The sequence below is a fragment of the Janthinobacterium foliorum genome (assembly GCF_978021625.1).
Genome location: NZ_CDXDQE010000001.1, coordinates 823,278 through 840,132, shown reverse-complemented (window position 1 = coordinate 840,132; position 16,855 = coordinate 823,278). Strand labels below are relative to the sequence as shown.

Annotated in this window: 16 protein-coding genes; 6 read left to right on the top strand and 10 right to left on the bottom strand. The window is 64.4% G+C overall.

The window, feature by feature from the left end; translation table 11 throughout:
• Positions 1-2 precede the first annotated feature (2 nt).
• From rng to ACZ92H_RS03725, 9 genes are all read right to left on the bottom strand, one after another.
• Positions 3-1,466, bottom strand: a complete 1,464-nt coding sequence (rng, locus tag ACZ92H_RS03765; RefSeq protein ID WP_092796031.1) for a ribonuclease G — start codon at positions 1,464-1,466, stop codon at positions 3-5.
• A 43-nt stretch (positions 1,467-1,509) separates the two neighbouring features.
• Positions 1,510-2,130, bottom strand: coding sequence for a Maf family protein (locus ACZ92H_RS03760; protein ID WP_465047993.1), 621 nt, complete (start codon positions 2,128-2,130; stop codon positions 1,510-1,512).
• An 8-nt stretch (positions 2,131-2,138) separates the two neighbouring features.
• The gene (rlmH, locus tag ACZ92H_RS03755) at positions 2,139-2,609 is read right to left on the bottom strand and encodes a 23S rRNA (pseudouridine(1915)-N(3))-methyltransferase RlmH (RefSeq protein ID WP_034747108.1); all 471 of its coding nucleotides are present in this window, start codon (positions 2,607-2,609) and stop codon (positions 2,139-2,141) included.
• A 6-nt stretch (positions 2,610-2,615) separates the two neighbouring features.
• Positions 2,616-3,305, bottom strand: a complete 690-nt coding sequence (gene rsfS / locus ACZ92H_RS03750) for a ribosome silencing factor (protein ID WP_131371976.1) — start codon at positions 3,303-3,305, stop codon at positions 2,616-2,618.
• Positions 3,306-3,977, bottom strand: a complete 672-nt coding sequence (nadD, locus tag ACZ92H_RS03745) for a nicotinate (nicotinamide) nucleotide adenylyltransferase (protein WP_465047994.1) — start codon at positions 3,975-3,977, stop codon at positions 3,306-3,308. It lies immediately after the preceding gene.
• Positions 3,974-4,888 (bottom strand): oxygen-dependent coproporphyrinogen oxidase, encoded by a 915-nt coding sequence (gene hemF, locus ACZ92H_RS03740; protein WP_465047995.1) that lies wholly within the window; start codon positions 4,886-4,888, stop codon positions 3,974-3,976. Before hemF ends, nadD begins: the two co-directional genes overlap by 4 nt.
• 103 nt (positions 4,889-4,991) lie before the next feature.
• Positions 4,992-5,789, bottom strand: coding sequence for a hypothetical protein (locus tag ACZ92H_RS03735; protein WP_465047996.1), 798 nt, complete (start codon positions 5,787-5,789; stop codon positions 4,992-4,994).
• 123 nt (positions 5,790-5,912) lie between these two features.
• On the bottom strand, positions 5,913-7,181 hold the full coding sequence (gene purD / locus ACZ92H_RS03730) for a phosphoribosylamine--glycine ligase (protein WP_131371964.1): 1,269 nt from the start codon (positions 7,179-7,181) through the stop codon (positions 5,913-5,915).
• Positions 7,182-7,252: 71 nt separating this feature from the next.
• The gene (locus ACZ92H_RS03725; RefSeq protein ID WP_092796020.1) at positions 7,253-7,978 is read right to left on the bottom strand and encodes a YebC/PmpR family DNA-binding transcriptional regulator; all 726 of its coding nucleotides are present in this window, start codon (positions 7,976-7,978) and stop codon (positions 7,253-7,255) included.
• 185 nt (positions 7,979-8,163) lie between these two features.
• On the opposite strand from ACZ92H_RS03725, the gene ACZ92H_RS03720 reads away from it, so the two are divergent.
• From ACZ92H_RS03720 to ACZ92H_RS03700, 5 genes are all read left to right on the top strand, one after another.
• On the top strand, positions 8,164-10,635 hold the full coding sequence (locus ACZ92H_RS03720; protein ID WP_465047997.1) for an alkaline phosphatase D family protein: 2,472 nt from the start codon (positions 8,164-8,166) through the stop codon (positions 10,633-10,635).
• Between the two features lie 105 nt (positions 10,636-10,740).
• A complete protein-coding gene (locus ACZ92H_RS03715) occupies positions 10,741-11,661 on the top strand; it encodes a DMT family transporter (RefSeq protein WP_131371958.1) in 921 nt (306 codons plus the stop codon).
• A 29-nt stretch (positions 11,662-11,690) separates the two neighbouring features.
• Positions 11,691-12,080: a methylglyoxal synthase gene (locus ACZ92H_RS03710; protein WP_131371955.1), complete on the top strand. Its 390-nt coding sequence runs from the start codon at positions 11,691-11,693 to the stop codon at positions 12,078-12,080.
• Positions 12,081-12,174: 94 nt separating this feature from the next.
• Positions 12,175-13,104 carry a quinone oxidoreductase family protein gene (locus ACZ92H_RS03705; RefSeq protein ID WP_465048442.1) on the top strand — a complete coding sequence of 310 codons (930 nt, stop codon included), beginning with the start codon at positions 12,175-12,177 and terminating at the stop codon, positions 13,102-13,104.
• Complete coding sequence (locus ACZ92H_RS03700; RefSeq protein WP_465047998.1) at positions 13,101-13,226, top strand: hypothetical protein; 126 nt, start codon at positions 13,101-13,103, stop codon at positions 13,224-13,226. The genes ACZ92H_RS03705 and ACZ92H_RS03700 overlap by 4 nt, the downstream gene beginning before the upstream one ends.
• Positions 13,227-13,310: 84 nt before the next feature.
• On the opposite strand, the gene ACZ92H_RS03695 is transcribed toward ACZ92H_RS03700, so the two are convergent.
• On the bottom strand, positions 13,311-13,940 hold the full coding sequence (locus tag ACZ92H_RS03695) for a DUF4136 domain-containing protein (RefSeq protein WP_131371948.1): 630 nt from the start codon (positions 13,938-13,940) through the stop codon (positions 13,311-13,313).
• Positions 13,941-14,189: 249 nt separating this feature from the next.
• On the opposite strand from ACZ92H_RS03695, the gene pepN reads away from it, so the two are divergent.
• On the top strand, positions 14,190-16,844 hold the full coding sequence (gene pepN, locus ACZ92H_RS03690) for an aminopeptidase N (protein WP_465047999.1): 2,655 nt from the start codon (positions 14,190-14,192) through the stop codon (positions 16,842-16,844).
• Positions 16,845-16,855 lie beyond the last annotated feature (11 nt).

Genomic DNA, 16,855 nt, shown 5'->3' with positions numbered 1-16,855 from the left:
GGCTACATCAGGATCACGTCGTATTGCTCCTGGTGGTAGGCATTTTCCACCTGCAGCGAAATCTTCTTGCCGATGAAATCGCCCAGCATGGCCAGGTGCTGCGATTCTTCCTCTAAAAACAGGTCCACCACTTCCTGCGAGGCGAGGATGCGGAATTCGCGCGGGTTGAACTGCTTGGCTTCGCGCAGCAGTTCGCGCAGGATTTCATAGCAGATGGTGCGCGAAGTTTTCACTTGTCCCTTGCCGGCGCAGGCGGGGCACGGTTCGCACAGGATGTGCGCCAGCGATTCGCGCGTGCGCTTGCGCGTCATTTCCACCAGGCCCAGGGGCGAGAAGTTGCTCACCGAGACCTTCGTGCGGTCGCGCGACAGGGTGCGCTTCAGCTCGGCCAGCACGGCGTTGCGGTGCTCCGCGTTGTCCATGTCGATGAAGTCGAGGATGATGATGCCGCCCAGGTTGCGCAGGCGCAGCTGGCGCGCGATGGCGTGTGCCGCTTCCAGGTTGGTCTTGAAGATGGTGTCGGCGAAATTGCGTCCGCCGACAAAGCCGCCCGTGTTGACGTCGATGGTGGTCATCGCTTCCGTCTGGTCGACGATCAGGTAGCCGCCCGATTTCAAGTCGACCCGGCGGCCCAGCGCGCGCAGGATCTCTTCTTCCACGCCATACAGGTCGAACAGGGGGCGCTCGCCCGTATAGTGCTGCAGGCGCGTCAGTTCGCTGGGCGTGTAGATTTCCGCGAATTCGCGCAATTTCACGTAGTTTTCGCGCGAGTCGACCTGGATGGTGGCCGTTTCATCGCCGACGAAGTCGCGCAGCACGCGCTGGGCCAGGCTCAAGTCCTGGTGCAGCAGGCTGGTGGCGGGGCGCGTGCGCGCGCCGTGGGTGATGGTGCTCCAGGTCTTGCGCAGGTAGTCGACGTCCGCCTTCAGGTCCGCGTCGGACGCGTCTTCGGCCATGGTGCGCACGATGTAGCCGCCTTTTTCGTCCGGAGGCAGCAAACTTTGCAGGCGCGTGCGCAGCAGTTCGCGCTCCGCTTCCTTTTCGATTTTTTGCGAGATGCCGATGTGCTTGTCCTGCGGCAGGTACACCAGCATGCGCCCGGCGATGGAAATCTGCGTCGACAGGCGCGCGCCCTTGGTGCCGATCGGGTCCTTGATCACCTGCACCGTCAGCACCTGGCCGTCGAACAGGATTTTTTCGATGGGTGCCGGCGTGGCGTTCTGGCCATCGTGGCCGCGCGCTTCCCAGATGTCGGCCACGTGCAGGAAGGCGGCCCGTTCCAGGCCGATGTCGATGAAGGCCGACTGCATGCCCGGCAATACCCGCACCACTTTGCCGGAATACACATTGCCGGCCAGGCCGCGCGTGAGCGTGCGCTCGATGTGCAATTCCTGCACGGCGCCCTGCAGGATGAGGGCGACGCGGGTTTCTTGCGGCGTGATATTGATCAGGATGTCTTCGTTCATGGAGGCGCGGGAGTGGAGGCAACGAATGACATCATACCCGGGATCAGGGCAGGGGCAAACCTGCGAGTCTCAGCAACTGTGCGGTTTCGTACAGGGGCAGGCCCATGATGCCGGAATGGCTGCCTTCGATGTGCTCGACGAACAGCGCGGCGCTGCCCTGGATGCCGTAGGCGCCGGCCTTGTCGTACGGTTCCGGCGTGGCGCAATACGCGGCGATCGAGGCGGGCGACAGGGCGCCGAAGCGCACTTGCGAAATCTGCGTGCGCTGTTCGGCGAAATCCTTGTAGTGCACGGCGATCGAGGTGAGTACCTGGTGCGTGCGGCCCGACAGCTGCTGCAGCATGGCCACGGCCTCGGCGCGGTCGGCCGGCTTGCCGAGGATGATGCCGTCGATGGTGACGGTGGTGTCGGCCGCCAGCACCGGGCGCGGGGTCAGGTGGCGGCGGCGCACCAGGTCCCAGGCGAAGGCGGCTTTTTCATTCGCCACGCGCGCCACATAGTCGAGCGCCGGCTCGCCGGGGAGGACTTCCTCGGTGACGTCGGCGCCGCGCGGGCCGTCGCTGCGCAGCAGCAGCAATTCGAAATCGATGCCGATCTGGCGCAGCAGTTCGCGCCGGCGCGGGCTCTTGGAGGCGAGATAGATCTTGTTATCGGCCGGTTTCATGGGGAGGTTCAGACGCGGTGGTAGGGATGGTTTTGCGTGATCGACCAGGCGCGGTACAGCTGCTCGGCGAGGATCACGCGCACCACGCCGTGCGGCAGGGTCATGCTGGAGATGCGCAGCATGCCTTCGGCACGTGCCTTGAGTTGCGGATCGAGGCCGTCGGCGCCGCCGATCAGAAAGGCGGTGTCGCGGCCATCCTGCTGCCACGCCATCAACTGCTGCGACAGGCCGACGCTGGTCAGGTCCTTGCCGCGTTCGTCGAGGGCGATGATGCGCACGCCCTTGGGCAGGACGGCTTCGATGCGTTCGCGTTCCAGCGCCATCGCCGTGGCGGCGGTCTTGCTGCCGGAACGCTCCACCGGCTTGATTTCCTTCAGCACGATGCGCAATTCCGGCGGCATGCGCTTCGCGTATTCCGCGAAGCCCGTCTCTATCCAGGCCGGCATTTTATGGCCGACCGCAGCGATGATGAGCTGCATCGAGGCTTACGCTTCGACTTTTTTGATACGCTTGATCACGGTTTTTGCCGGTGCAGCATCGGCTGCCGGCTTGGCCGCGCGTGGGGCGCGCACTTTTTTCTCCGGCAGCGCTTTCAAGGCCTTGACGGCGGCCGTCTCGGTCTTGGTTGGCGCGACTTTCACGGTCTTGCCGACGGCTTTGGAAGCGACGGCTTTTTTCGCCGGGGCTTTCTTGGCGGCGGTGGTGGCCGCAGCTTTCTTGGCCGGCGCCTTTTTCTCGATCACGGGCGCCGCTTCCACGTTGGCCTTGCTTGCCGCCAGATGGCCGCTGACCTTTTTCGGCTCGTCGCCGGCGGCTTTTTTCGGCGCGCGCTTGGCGGCACCCAGCTTGACCGGGGTATCGCCCCAGATTTCTTCCAGGCGGTAGTAGGCGCGGATAGGCGCTTGCATGATGTGGACGATCATGTCGCCCAGATCGACCAGCACCCATTCACCGGTGTCCTCGCCTTCCATGCCGATGATGTCGCCGCCGGCGTCCTTGACCTTGTTGCGCACCGAGGCGGCCAGCGCCTTGGTTTGACGGTTCGAGGTACCGGAGACGATCGCGATGCGGTCGAACAGGCTGGTCAGGTGGCTCGTTTCGAAGACAGCGATGTCTTGGCCTTTGACGTCTTCAAGGGCGTCAACGACGAGGGTTTGCAGTTTTTTGATGTCCATTTAGCTTTTGTATAAATTATGTTGTTCAATATAGTCTAGCACTAGCGGGGAAACAAGCGGGTTTGCCCGATTCCCCCGTTGTAATGCCGCACGTATTTCGGTGGCGGAGATATCCACCGCGAAGTCCTGTGCCAGATAAGTCAGACCGTGCGGCGTGTTGCGGATGCTGTCCAGTGTCCCCAGGCGGCGCGAAAACTCGTCGGCGACCACTTGCGGCACTGCTGTGTCATTCAGCGCGAAGCCGGGGCGGGCCGCGACGCAGATATGCGCGTATTCAAATAATTGCTGCCATTCGCGCCATGTCGCGAGCCGCTGCAGCTGGTCGGCGCCCATCAGAAAAACCAAGGAAGCGCGCGGCCCCAGCTCGGCGCGTACCTGGCGCAAGGTATCGATGGTGTAGCTGGCCTGGCCATGTTCGCTGCGCTCGATTTCCTGGCGGTCGATCACGACGGGCAGGGGCAGGCCGGCAAAGGCCAGGCCGGCCATCTCGGCGCGCTGCGGGCCGCTGGCGCCCAGATTGCCTTTTTGCCAGGGCGCGCCAGCCGGAATCACGCGCAATTCATCGGCGTGCAGCAGGCTGGAAAAATGCGTGCCCAGGGCGACATGGCCCATGTGCACCGGATCGTAGCTGCCGCCCAGCAGCGCCACGCATGCCGTGCCGCCCTGGTTCACGCGTTCAGCCAGTCGCGGTGCACGAGGAAGTCAGTATACAACGCCGCTTCGGGACTGCCTTCTTCCGGGTGCCAGTCGTAGCGCCACTTGACCACGGGCGGCATCGACATCAGGATCGCCTCGGTGCGTCCGCCCGACTGCAGGCCAAACAGCGTGCCGCGGTCGAACACCAGGTTGAATTCCACATAGCGTCCGCGCCGGTAGCACTGGAAATCGCGTTCGCGTTCGCCGTAAGGCGTGTCCTTGCGGCGCGCCAGGATCGGCACATAAGCGTCGATGAAAGCGTCGCCGGCGCTGCGCAGCATGGCGAAACTGTCGTCAAAGCCCAGGGCATTGAAATCGTCGAAGAAGATGCCACCGGCGCCACGCGCTTCGCGCCGGTGCTTCAGGTAGAAATAATCGTCGCACCACTGCTTGAACTTCGGGTGCAGCTCTTCGCCAAACGGCGCCAGCGCATCGTGGCACACCTGGTGAAAGTGCTTCACGTCGCCCGCGTCGGCATAATATGGCGTCAGGTCCATGCCGCCGCCAAACCACCATACGGGTTCGCCGCCGGCATTCACGGTGCTGAAAAAACGCACGTTCATGTGCACCGTGGGCGCATAGGGATTGCGCGGATGCAGCACCAGCGACACGCCCATCGCCTCCCACGCCTTGCCGCCCAGCTCAGGGCGCGCCGCCGCCGCCGATGGCGGCAGCGCCGCGCCGGTGACGTGCGAAAAATTCACGCCGCCCCGCTCGAACACATTGCCTTCCTCGATCAGGCGCGAAATGCCGCCGCCGCCTTCGGGACGCTGCCAGGCATCGGTCAGGAAGGGCTTGCCGTCCTGCGCTTCGAGGGCCTGCACGATACGGCTTTGCAAATCGAGCAAATAGGCCTTGACGGCCGAAGGGGAGGGAGTTGACGACATCGCGTGGGCCGACGAGGCCGAAATAAAAAAGTAAGGACGGATTGTACCCTGTTACGCGTTTTTGTGATAGGGCGGCGCTTGCGCTGTGCACTTGTGCCGTGGTTTAGCGCGCCGGCGGCGTGGCGCCGTCCTGCACCACCGTGATGGACAGCTGCGCTTCCGCGCCGGGCGCGCGCGCACTCTCGACGGCGTGTGCGGCGCGCGGCTGCAGATCGCCGCGTTCGGCGGCGCTGCCAGTGATGCCTGGCGCGCGCGGCGCCGATGCCTGGCCGCCGACGATGGCCCGCCCGGCCAAGGCCAGCGCCAGCGCCAGCAGCAGCGCGGCCAGCAGCCAGGTTGCCGGACGCGCATGGAAGGGGCGCTCCCGCCGGATCTGGCGCGCGGCGCCATCGACGATGATGCGCGCCAGCGCCGAGCCGTGCCGGCGCGCGCGCAGGGCCTCGAATTGCGGCGGCGTCAAGGCGCCCTGCGCGAGCATGTCGCGCAGGGCGGCAATCGGCGAGGCCAGCATGCGGTCTGCGGGCAGGCTGGCGTGGGCGGCGTCGCGCTGCGACTGGTTGATCAGGTCTTCCTCGTAGAGGGTGTCGACGGCCAGGCGGTTGACCAGTTTTAGCGCGGCGGCGGCCAGCTGCTGGCGCTCCTGCAGGGCTGCGCCGCCATGCTGGCGCGCCAGCTCGCGCACCCTAGGCAAAAAGGCGTCCTGCGGCAGCAGGTCCGTGCGCAGCAGCCAGGCCAGGACGGTGGCGGCATCCGCGCCGGCGGCCAGGCGCGGCATGTCGACATCGTCTGCCTCGTCCAGGGCGAGGATCTCCAGTTCATCCATGGCCTCGTCGAGTTCCGTGGCGGTGATCAGGCCAAGCTGGCGCAGTGCGGCAAGGGCGGGGTGGGCGTGGGTCGTCATGGGCGGCAAACTTGTCAGGGAGGCAGCATGGTAGCGCAACGCCCGCATTGCCGACGCACGAAAAAAAACAGGGCCGGGGCGGAGAAGCTCCGCGCCGGCCCTGCCGTGTGCCACCAGGGCGGATCAGTGCTTCAGGCCGCGCCAGCCGATGTCGCGGCGGTATTGCGCGCCGTCGAAATGGATTTTTTCCACGGTTTCATAGGCCTGCTTCTGTGCCATCTTGATGCTGTCGCCCAGGCCCACCACGCACAGCACGCGCCCGCCGTTGGTGACCAGGCGCTCGCCTTCGATGCGGGTGCCCGCATGGAAGGTGACGGAATCAGGCGTTTCAGCGGGGATGTCGCCGATCGGCGTGCCTTTCACGGGATCGTCCGGGTAGCCGGCGGCGGCCATCACCACGCCGACGGCCGTGCGGCGGTCCCATTCCAGTTCCACGGCATCGAGCGTGCCGTTGACGGCGTGTTCCATGACGCTGACCAGGTCGGTTTTCAGGCGCGCCATGATGGGCTGCGTTTCCGGGTCGCCCATGCGGCAGTTGAATTCCAGGGTCTTCGGCGTGCCCTTGTCGTCGATCATCAGGCCCGCGTACAGGAAGCCCGTGAACGTGATGCCATCCTTGGCCATGCCCTGGATGGTCGGCACGATGATTTCGCGCATGACGCGCGCATGCATGGCCGGCGTGACGATGGGCGCGGGCGAATACGCGCCCATGCCGCCCGTGTTCGGGCCCTGGTCGTGGTCCTTCAGGCGCTTGTGGTCCTGGCTGGTGGCCAGCGGCAGGATATTCTTGCCGTCGCACATGACGATGAAGCTGGCTTCTTCGCCGGCGAGGAATTCCTCGATGACGATGCGCGCGCCGGCGTCGCCGAACTGGTTATCGGCCAGCATCATGTCGACCGCCTGGTGCGCTTCTTCCAGGGTCATGGCGACGACCACGCCCTTGCCGGCGGCCAGGCCGTCGGCCTTGATGACGATGGGCGCGCCCATGGCGTCGACGTAGGCGTGCGCCGGGGCGACGTCGGAGAAGGTCTGGTAGGCGGCCGTCGGGATGCCGTGGCGCTGCATGAAGGCCTTGGCGAAGTCCTTCGACGACTCCAGCTGCGCCGCCTCTTTCGTGGGGCCGAAGATTTTCAGGCCGCGCGAGCGGAACAGGTTGACGATGCCGCTTGCTAACGGCACTTCCGGACCGACGACGGTCAGGCCGATGTGTTCCTGCTGAACGAAGTCGGCCAGCAATTGCGGGTCGCTGATGTCGAGATTGACCAGGCGCGCATCGCGCGCGGTGCCGCCATTGCCCGGCGCGACATACACCATCTGTATGCGTTCGGACTGGGCCAGTTTCCAGGCCAGGGCGTGTTCGCGGCCGCCAGAGCCGACTACCAGAATTTTCATAGGGACCGTTCGTTCAGTGTGGGTTGCAGGGCGGCGGTGCCGCCCTTGAGGTGTACTGCTTGGTTGTCGACTTAGTTCTCAATGAGTGCGTTGGTGAAGACTTCCTGCACGTCGTCCAGCAGTTCCAGCGCATCGATCAGCTTTTGCATCTTGATGGCGTCGTCGCCCGTGTACACGGTTTCCGTCGCCGGTTTCATGATGACCTCGGCCACTTCGGCCTTGAAGCCGGCCGCTTCCAGCGCTTCCTTGACGGCGGCGAAATCGTGCACGGGAGTCAGCACTTCGAAGCCGCCTTCCTCGTCGGCGATGACGTCTTCGGCGCCCGCTTCCAGGGCCGCTTCCATCAGCTTGTCTTCATCGGTGCCCGGCGCGAACAGCAGCTGGCCGCAGTGCTGGAACATGAAGGCGACGGAGCCTTCGTTGCCCATGTTGCCGCCATTCTTGTTGAAGGCATTGCGTACCTCGGCCACCGTGCGCACGCGGTTGTCCGTCATGCATTCGACGATGACGGCCGCGCCGCCCACGCCGTAGCCTTCGTAGCGCACTTCCTCGTAGTTGGCGCCATCGACGCCGCCGCTGCCGCGGTTGATCGCGCGCTGGACGTTGTCTTTCGGCATGTTCGCGTCGGCCGCCTTGTCGACTGCCAGGCGCAGGCGCGGATTGGCCGCGATATCGGCGCCGCCCATGCGGGCCGCGACCGTGATTTCCTTGATCAGGCGCGTCCAGATTTTGCCGCGCTTGGCATCGGTGGCAGCCTTTTTATGCTTGATATTGGCCCATTTGCTATGTCCTGCCATGTCGAATCTTCCTTAGACGGGTGTTCAATTGTGGCCGACATTTTAGCATATTGCCCCCCTGCGAAGCGGCATGGCCCCGTCATCAAGCCGACACATTTTGTTGTTAAAGTGACGCGCTTTCATGTTATGCATCATCCCACCACTCCAATAATCAAGATTAAGGGCGCGACATCATGGCAAGTCAAATGGATAGACGGCAGTTTCTGAAACTGGGCGGCTTCATCACGGTTTCCGTGGCCACCGCCGGCCTCGCCGCCTGCGGCAGCACCGATTACAGCGATCCTGGCGTGCCCCTGGCCACCGGCGGCGACTGGAAATTCCCGCAAAGCGTGGCCTCGGGCGACCCGCGCGCCGACAGCGCCATGCTGTGGACGCGCGTCGTGCCCGCCAGTTTCGACGCCGTCGCGCCCGCCGTCGCCGGCAAGGAAGAGGTTGCCGTGCGCCTGATCGTCAGCGCCGCCGACAATACGGCCGCGCTCGGCAGCAATGCCGCCCTGGCCGGCACGCCCATCGTCGACGCCAAGCTGCCGCTGAAGGCCGATTTCGACAATACCCTGCGCCACAAGGTGACGGGCCTGCAGCCGGGCCAGGCGTATTTTTACCAGTTCATCGCCGGCGACGTGCGCTCGAACGTGGGCCGCTTCAAGACGGCGCCCGCCGCCACGGCCGACGTGGCACAGCTGCAGTTCGCCTACCTGACGTGCCAGGACTGGAGCATCAACCACTGGGGCGCGCTGTCGCACATCGCCGCCAATGAGGCGCTGGACTTCATCGTCCACCTGGGCGACTACATCTATGAAACCGTGGGCGAAGCGTTCCAGAGCGGCGCCGTGGAAAGCCGCCACGACCAGCTGAAACTGCCCGACGGCACGTTCAAGAGCGGCACGTCCGGCGTGAAATATGCCACCACGGTGGCCGACTACCGCTACCTGTACAAGAAATACCGCACCGATGCGCGCCTGCAAGCCGTGCACGAGCGCTTTGCCTTCATCGCCATCTGGGACGACCACGAGTTCACGGACGATGCCTGGCAGGACGCCTCCACCTACGAAGGCATCGTGGCGGCCGACGGCAGCGACCTGCACCAGCCGGCCCGCCGCCGCAGCGCCAACCAGGCGTGGTTCGAATACATGCCGGCCGACGTCACGTTCGATGCTGCCGCGACGACGTTCCAGAATATCCAGATCTACCGCGATTTCCAGTTCGGCAAGCTGATGCAGCTGGTGATGACGGACGAGCGCCTGTACCGCGCCGACCATGCGATTCCCGAAGCGTCGATCAACCCTGCCACGGGCAAGCCGCTGGGCAGCATCGGCAGCCGCTACCTGGTGCCGCAGCCGCTGTTCGACAGCGTGGAAGGGCAAAAGATGGCCGCCGCCAGCAAGGCGGGCGCCGACCCGCTGGCGGCTGTCGGCATGCTGGGCACCACCCAGCGCGACTGGTGGAAGGGCAAGATGAAGGCGGCCACGTCGACCTGGAAGCTGTGGGGCAATGAGGTGTCGTTGCTGCGCATGGGCTTGAATGGCACGGATGCGATTGCCACCCTGGTGGCCCTGAGCGCCATGTCGACCGTGGGCCAGGCCATCGCCACGACCTTGCCGCTGGTGGGCGGCAGCGTGCCGCTGGCGTCCGCCATCGTGGCCGCATCGACGGCGGGCACCGCGCAAAACGTGGCGCAGGCGGCGGCCATGGCCATTGCCGGCGCGGCAGCGAACGCCAGTGCGCAGGGCGCGGCCGCCGTGGGCGCGGGGCTCTCCGCCGCGCAGGCAGGCATCACGGTGGCGGCCTACAACAGCGCCTCGCCGGCCGCTGCGGCGCAAGTGATCGCCTTCGGCTGGATCAAGCCCGACGTGCTGGCCAAGCAGGCGGCGTCGAGCTTTGTCGTCGCCTCGGGCCAGCAGGCGGCGCTGGCGCCGTTCTTCACGCGCTTCCTGCTCAATTGCGACCAGTGGGACGGTTACAACAGCGAACGCAAGAACCTGATGGCGCACTTGAAGACCAACGCCATCGGCAACGTGGTGGCCATCACGGGCGATATCCACTCCTTTTTTGCCGGCACGGTGAATGACGATTTCGACGCGGCCGGCGGCGGCACGCCCGTGATGGTGGACCTGGTCTCGGCCGGCGTCAGCTCCGATTCCTTCTTCAGCTACCTGAAGTCGGCGGCCGGCACGATGGGCGACATCGGCACCCTCGTCAGCTATCCGCTGGCCATCCCCGTCACGGGCCTGGGCACGGTCAGCCTCGACGTCAACCTGCTCGACTACACCATGGGCAAGGCGGCGCCGAGCGTCGACAGCCTGCTGGAGCAGTTGCGCGTGCAGCTGCGCGGCGCCTTGGCCGCCAAGGGCGTGCCGGAAGCCCAGCTCGAGGCGACGGTGACGGCCGTGCAGGCCGGCTTGAAAGCGAGCACTGACTTCAGTGTGACCCTGCTGGGGCTGGCGCAGCAATTGTCCGGCCTGGGCAACAACCCGTGGATCAAGCATTTGAACACGGATGCGCAGGGCTACACGGTGGTGACCCTGACGCCGGGCAAGCTGGTGGCGCAGTTCAAGCAGGTGAACAAACTGGTCGGCACGGCGGCGCCGTCGAACGTGATTGCGCGCGTGACGACGGCCACCGTGACGGCGGGCGCGGCGGCGGTGGTGGTGTCTTAAAAGCCAAGCCGAACTGCCGGGGTCAGACCCTCCATACGGCTAGCGCTGAGGCTTGCGCTGCCGCCCGAGGGGATCTGACCCCGGCTTTTGCCTTACAATCTGGAGATGAGCTCCAGTTCCCCGCAAGCAACACCCCCCTCGATTCCCCGTTCCGTCTACCTCGGTGGCCTGGCCATCGCCGTGGGCGGGGCGGTGCTGTTTTCCACCAAGGCCATCGTCGCCAAGCTGCTGTACCGCTACCAGATCGATGCCGTGACCCTGATCGCCTTCCGGATGATCTTTTCGCTGCCCGTGTTCGCCGTCATCGCCTGGTGGCAGATGCGCACGGAGCCGCCGCTGTCGAACCGCGACCGGCTGCGCCTGGTCGGCCTGGGCCTCGTCGGCTACTACCTGTCCAGCTATCTGGACTTTCTTGGCCTGCAATACATTTCCGTGGGCCTCGAACGCCTGATCCTGTTTCTCACGCCCACCTTCGTGCTGCTCATTACCACCGTGTATTTCAAGCAGCGCATCAGCCGCCTGCAGTGGCTGGCCCTGTTCACGTCCTACTGCGGCATCGTGCTGGTGTTCGTGCATGACTTGCAGGGCGGCGCCAGCAACGTGGCGCTCGGCTCGACCCTGGTGCTGGGCTCGGCCTGCGCCTATGCCGTGTACCTGCTCGGTTCGGGTGAACTGGTCAAGCGCATCGGCTCGATGCGGCTTGTTTCCTACGCCATGTGCGTGGCCAGCTTTGCCTGCATCTTTCAATTCTTCATCCTGCGCCCCGTCGAGCTGCTGATCCAGCCCATGCCCGTGTATGGCTTGTCCCTGTTGAACGGCATCTTTTGCACGGTGATGCCCGTCTTCATGACGATGATCGCCGTCGAACGCATCGGCGCCCCCGTCGCCTCGCAGGCGGGCATGATCGGCCCCGTGTCGACCCTGTTCCTGGGCGCCATGATTCTCGATGAACCCATCACCAACTGGCAGCTGGCTGGCACCAGCCTGGTGCTGGCCGGAATTTACTTGCTGTCGAAAAAGAAATAATTCTTTCCACTCACTGAAAAGCTCCCACCATGAAAACACGCATCGCCCTGATTGCCCACGACAAGAAAAAAGATGACATGATTACCCTGGCGGGCGAGTACCTGGATTTTTTGCGCGGCTGTGAACTGTCGGCCACGGGCACCACGGGCGGGCGCCTGATCAATGAGCTGGGCCTGGCGGTCGAGCGCAAGCATTCCGGGCCGTTCGGCGGCGACTTGCAGATCGGTTCGCTGCTGGTGGAAGGCTTGATCGATTGCGTGATCTTCCTGCGCGACCCGATGACGCCGCAGCCGCACGAGCCGGACATCAATGCCCTGGTGCGCGCCTGCGACGTGCACAACGTGGCGTGCGCGACGAATCTGTCCTCGGCGCACCTGGTGCTGTCGCAGCTGCAGGCGCGGGCTGCCTCGGCCGCCTGATATTTTTCCGATTCTTTTCCCAAGGAGCCTAATTGTGAGCGCAACGATTACCACCAAAGCCATCCGCGTACAGCGCGTGGGCGGCCCGGACGTGATGGAATATGTGGATGTGGAACTGCCTCCGCCCGGTCCCGGCGAGGCGCGCGTGAAGCACGAGGCCATCGGCCTCAATTTCATCGACGTGTATTTCCGCACGGGCCTGTATCCGCAGCCGCTGCCAAACGGCCTCGGCGTCGAGGGCGCGGGCATCGTTGAAGCCGTGGGCGAGGGCGTCACCGAAGTGAAGGTGGGCGACCGGGTCGCGTATGCGGCGCGCATCAACGGCGCGTATGCGCAGCAGCGCAACCTGCCGGCGGCCCTGCTGCTGGTGCTGCCCGAACGCATCGGCTTCGACACGGCCGCCGCCATGATGCTGCAAGGCTTGACGGTGCAATACCTGTTCCACCGCACGGTGGCCCTGAAGGCGGGCGACACGGTGCTGTTCCATGCGGCCGCGGGCGGCGTGGGCCTGATCGCCTGCCAGTGGGCGAAAGTGCTGGGCGTGAACCTGATCGGCACGGCCGGCTCCGATGAAAAGGCGGCGCTGGCCAAGGCGCATGGCGCCACCCACGTCATCAACTACAACACGGAAAACTTCGTCGAGCGCGTGCGCGAGATCACGGGCGGCAAGGGCGTCTCCGTGGTCTACGATTCCATCGGCAAGGACACTTTCATCGGCTCGCTCGACTGCCTGGCGCCGCTGGGCATGATGGTCAGCTTCGGCAATGCCTCCGGTCCCGTGCCGGCGTTCACGCTGTCCGAACTGGCGTCGCGCGGCTCGCTGTTCCTCACGCGTCCGGCCCTGTTCAGCTATGCATCGAACCGCGCCAACCTGGAAGAGATGGCCACGTCGCTGTTCGGCGTCGTCAGCAGCGGTGAAGTGCAGATCGAGATCAACCAGCGCTACAGCCTGGCCAATATCGCCCAGGCGCACACGGACCTGGAAGCGCGCAAGACCACCGGTTCGACCATCATCGTGCCATGAGCGGCGAAGGTGGAAGCGACGGCGCGCCGAAGTTCGGCCGCCTGCTGATCGTGCTCTTGCTGGCCGTGGCGCTGATCGGCGTCATTACCCTGTCGGCCGAAGCATATTATTCGCCGGCATAAAGCACGCACATGAAAAAACCCGGCTGGCGCATCGCTGCGCCAGCCGGGTTTTTTTGTGCCACTGCCCGATGGGCCACTGCCCGTTTATTCGACCTTGACTTCCACCTTGCGCGGCACGCCGCTCTGGCCGGGGAAATCGGCAAAAGCGCTGGCTACCATGGCGGGCATCACTTGCGACGTGGCGCGCTTGTTGCTGGTCGATTGCACGGTCACGTCGTACAGTTTCTTGCCGTTGCGGTCATTGATCGTCACGCGCAGTTCGCGCTCGTATTTATGCCGCACGCTTTCTTCCACTTCCATCGGGCCATACCAGTAGGGGTTATAGCCAAAGCGGCCGTAGCCCGGCCATGCGCCATAGCGATAACCGTAGCGGCCCGGCCAGTAGCCGGGGCCATACCAGAATGGGTCGGTGGCCTGGATCACGCGCTCGGGATAGTCGACCGTCGAAAAAGCCATCGACACGCGCAAATTGGCTGCCGCAGGGCCGGATGCTTCGCCGAAGCCATGTTTTTCCAGTTCCGCGCGCACCAGGTTTTGATAGTTGCGGTATTCCAGCGTGTCATATTCCGCTGGCGGCGCTTCAAAGACATACGATTTGTCGTGCAATTGCGCCGGCCATTCATGGAATGCCGTCACTTCGCTGCGGATCGTGGTGGCGCATCCCGTGAGCAACATGGTCAATGCGGCCATCATAATGGTGAGATATCTTTTCATTGCATGATCTCCTTGGATTAGCTGCAATTCATTGTTGGTAGACGCAATTCATCGCTTAGTATTATAAGAATACTTCCATTTGTTTCCATGCATTATTACAGAATGTTACCGAGCATGTCGGCGGGTAAGCGAATCTGACAGACCTGGCGGAAATCGGCGCGATTGACGGCAGATTCAGGCCGGAATCGGTCCTATCGGGGCCGGGTGTTGGTAAAATAGGTTTTTGCCTCCGCTCCCACCCAAATCCCTATGCGCACAGACAGCCCTCAGACGATTTACCGTAAAGATTACACGCCGCCCAGCTTCCTGGTCGACAGCGTCGAACTTGGTTTCGATCTCGATCCCGCCCGCACAGTGGTGGCGAGCCGGATCCGCCTGCGCCACAACCCGGCCAGCACCAGCCGCAGCATCGACTTGCACGGCGAACATATCGAACTGGTGATGGTGCGCCTGAATGGCAAGGTGCTGAAACCGTCGCAATACAAGCTGACGCCCGGCATGCTGACCATTCCCAAGGCGCCGGACGAGGTAACCCTCGATATTGAGACCGTGCTGGCGCCGCAGGAGAATACCTCGCTGTCCGGCCTGTATGTGTCGAACCACAACTTCTTCACGCAGTGCGAGGCGGAGGGCTTCCGCCGCATCACCTTCTTCCCGGACCGCCCGGACGTGATGGCCAAGTACACGGTCATGCTGCGCGCCGACAAGGACAAGTATCCCGTGCTGTTGTCGAACGGCAACCTGATCGAAGAGGGCGACCTCGGCGATGGCCGCCATTACGCCAAGTGGGAAGACCCGTTCAAGAAGCCCTCGTATCTGTTCGCCCTGGTGGCGGCGCGCCTGGTCTGCCAGGAAGAGCGCTACACCCTCAAGTCCGGCCGCGAAGTGCTGCTGCAGGTGTGGGTGGAAGACGGCAACCTCGATAAGACCGACTATGCCATGCAGTCGCTGAAAAACTCGATCCGCTGGGACGAGGAACGCTTCGGCCTGGAACTGGACCTGGACCGCTTCATGATCGTGGCCGTGGGCGACTTCAACATGGGCGCCATGGAAAACAAGGGACTGAACATCTTCAATACCAAATACGTGCTGGCCAATCCGCGCGTGGCGACCGACGTCGATTACGCGGGCATCGAGGCGGTGGTGGGCCACGAGTATTTTCATAACTGGACGGGCAACCGCGTGACGTGCCGCGACTGGTTCCAGCTGTCCCTGAAAGAAGGCCTGACGGTGTTCCGCGACCAGGAATTCTCGGCAGACATGATCGGCACGGACACGGGCCGGGCCGTCACGCGCATCGACCAGGTGCGCACCCTGCGCCAGGCGCAGTTCCCGGAAGACGCGGGACCGATGGCGCATCCGGTGCGTCCCGATTCCTTCGTCGAGATCAACAACTTTTATACGGTCACGATCTACGAAAAGGGCGCCGAAGTGGTGCGCATGTACCAGACCCTGGTGGGCCGCGACGGTTTCCGCAAGGGCATGGACCTGTACTTTGAGCGCCACGATGGCCAGGCGGTGCAGTGCGACGACTTCCGCGCCGCCATGGCCGACGCGAATGGCCGCGACTTCACGCAGTTCGAGCGCTGGTACAGCCAGGCCGGCACGCCCGTCGTCACGGCTGCCACGCGCCATGATGCTGCCAGCCGGACGTTCGAGCTGACCCTGTCGCAAAGCTGCCCCGCCACGCCGGGCCAGCCGGAAAAGCTGCCCTTCCACATTCCCGTCACGGTAGGCTTGCTGGGCGCGGATGGCCGCGATTTGCCGCTGCACGTCGATGGCGTGGAGACGAATGGCGCCACCAGCGTGGTGCTGGAGCTGACCGAGGCGTCGCAGACCTTCCGCTTCAAGAACGTGGAAGAAGCGCCGGTGCCGTCGCTGCTGCGCGATTTCTCCGCTCCCGTGGTGCTGGAATACGAATACACCGACGACCAGTTGCTGCACCTGTTCCGGCATGACAGCGACCCGGTGAACCGCTGGGAAGCGGGCCAGCGCCTGGCCATGGAACGCCTGCTGAAACTGACAAGTGCGGTCGCCGCCGGCGAGACGCTGGCGCTGGACGACACCTTCATCGCCGCGCAGCGCGCCCTGCTGGTGGACGATACGCTGGACGCCGCCTTCCGCGAGCTGGCCCTGATCCTGCCGTCGGAAACCATCATCGCCGAGCGCATGGCGCAAGTCGACCCGCAGGCGATCCACGCGGCGCGCCAGTTCATGCGCCGCACGATTGCGGCGGCCCTGAAGCCGGAATTGCTGGCGCAGTACCATGCCAACCAGACGCCGGGCGAATACAGCCCCGACGCCCTGTCGGCCGGCAAGCGCGCGCTGAAAAACCTGGCCCTGTCCTACCTGCTGATCGCCCCGGGCGCGCAGGAACTGGCGCTGGCGCAGCAGCAGTTCGACAGCGCCGGCAACATGACGGACCGCGCGGCAGCCCTGGGCGCCCTGATCCATTCCGGTTCCACGGCGCACGCGCAGGCGGCCCTGGCCAGCTTCTACAGCGACTTCGAGAACGAGGCGCTGGTGGTCGACAAATGGTTTGCCATGCAGGCCGCGGCGCCATCGACGGACGTGCAAGCCGTGCGCCAGCTGATGACGCATCCGGCGTTCACCCTGAAAAATCCGAACCGCGCGCGCAGCCTGATCTTCAATTTCACGAATGGCAATCCGTCGCAGTTCCATGCGGCGGATGGCAGCGGCTACGCGTTCTGGGCCGAGCAGGTCATCGCCCTCGACGCCCTGAACCCGCAAGTGGCGGCGCGCCTGGCGCGCTCGATGGACCGCTGGCGCCGTTACGTGCCCGCCCTGCAAGGCCACATGCGCACGGCGCTGGAGCAAGTCGCCGGCCAGGCCAGCCTGTCGAATGACGTGATGGAAGTGGTCAGCAAGGCGCTTGCCAACTAATTCCGGGGGCA

Excerpts from the sequence above, each read along its gene's own strand:
- rng (WP_092796031.1), bottom strand. The coding sequence starts at position 1,466 with ATGAACGAAGACATCCTGATCAATATCACGCCGCAAGAAACCCGCGTC.
- ACZ92H_RS03760 (WP_465047993.1), bottom strand. The coding sequence starts at position 2,130 with ATGAAACCGGCCGATAACAAGATCTATCTCGCCTCCAAGAGCCCGCGC.
- rlmH (WP_034747108.1), bottom strand. The coding sequence starts at position 2,609 with ATGCAGCTCATCATCGCTGCGGTCGGCCATAAAATGCCGGCCTGGATA.
- rsfS (WP_131371976.1), bottom strand. The coding sequence starts at position 3,305 with ATGGACATCAAAAAACTGCAAACCCTCGTCGTTGACGCCCTTGAAGAC.
- hemF (WP_465047995.1), bottom strand. The coding sequence starts at position 4,888 with ATGTCGTCAACTCCCTCCCCTTCGGCCGTCAAGGCCTATTTGCTCGAT.
- ACZ92H_RS03735 (WP_465047996.1), bottom strand. The coding sequence starts at position 5,789 with ATGACGACCCACGCCCACCCCGCCCTTGCCGCACTGCGCCAGCTTGGC.
- purD (WP_131371964.1), bottom strand. The coding sequence starts at position 7,181 with ATGAAAATTCTGGTAGTCGGCTCTGGCGGCCGCGAACACGCCCTGGCC.
- ACZ92H_RS03725 (WP_092796020.1), bottom strand. The coding sequence starts at position 7,978 with ATGGCAGGACATAGCAAATGGGCCAATATCAAGCATAAAAAGGCTGCC.
- ACZ92H_RS03720 (WP_465047997.1), top strand. The coding sequence starts at position 8,164 with ATGGATAGACGGCAGTTTCTGAAACTGGGCGGCTTCATCACGGTTTCC.
- ACZ92H_RS03715 (WP_131371958.1), top strand. The coding sequence starts at position 10,741 with ATGAGCTCCAGTTCCCCGCAAGCAACACCCCCCTCGATTCCCCGTTCC.
- ACZ92H_RS03710 (WP_131371955.1), top strand. The coding sequence starts at position 11,691 with ATGAAAACACGCATCGCCCTGATTGCCCACGACAAGAAAAAAGATGAC.
- ACZ92H_RS03705 (WP_465048442.1), top strand. The coding sequence starts at position 12,175 with ATGGAATATGTGGATGTGGAACTGCCTCCGCCCGGTCCCGGCGAGGCG.
- ACZ92H_RS03700 (WP_465047998.1), top strand. The coding sequence starts at position 13,101 with ATGAGCGGCGAAGGTGGAAGCGACGGCGCGCCGAAGTTCGGCCGCCTG.
- ACZ92H_RS03695 (WP_131371948.1), bottom strand. The coding sequence starts at position 13,940 with ATGAAAAGATATCTCACCATTATGATGGCCGCATTGACCATGTTGCTC.
- pepN (WP_465047999.1), top strand. The coding sequence starts at position 14,190 with ATGCGCACAGACAGCCCTCAGACGATTTACCGTAAAGATTACACGCCG.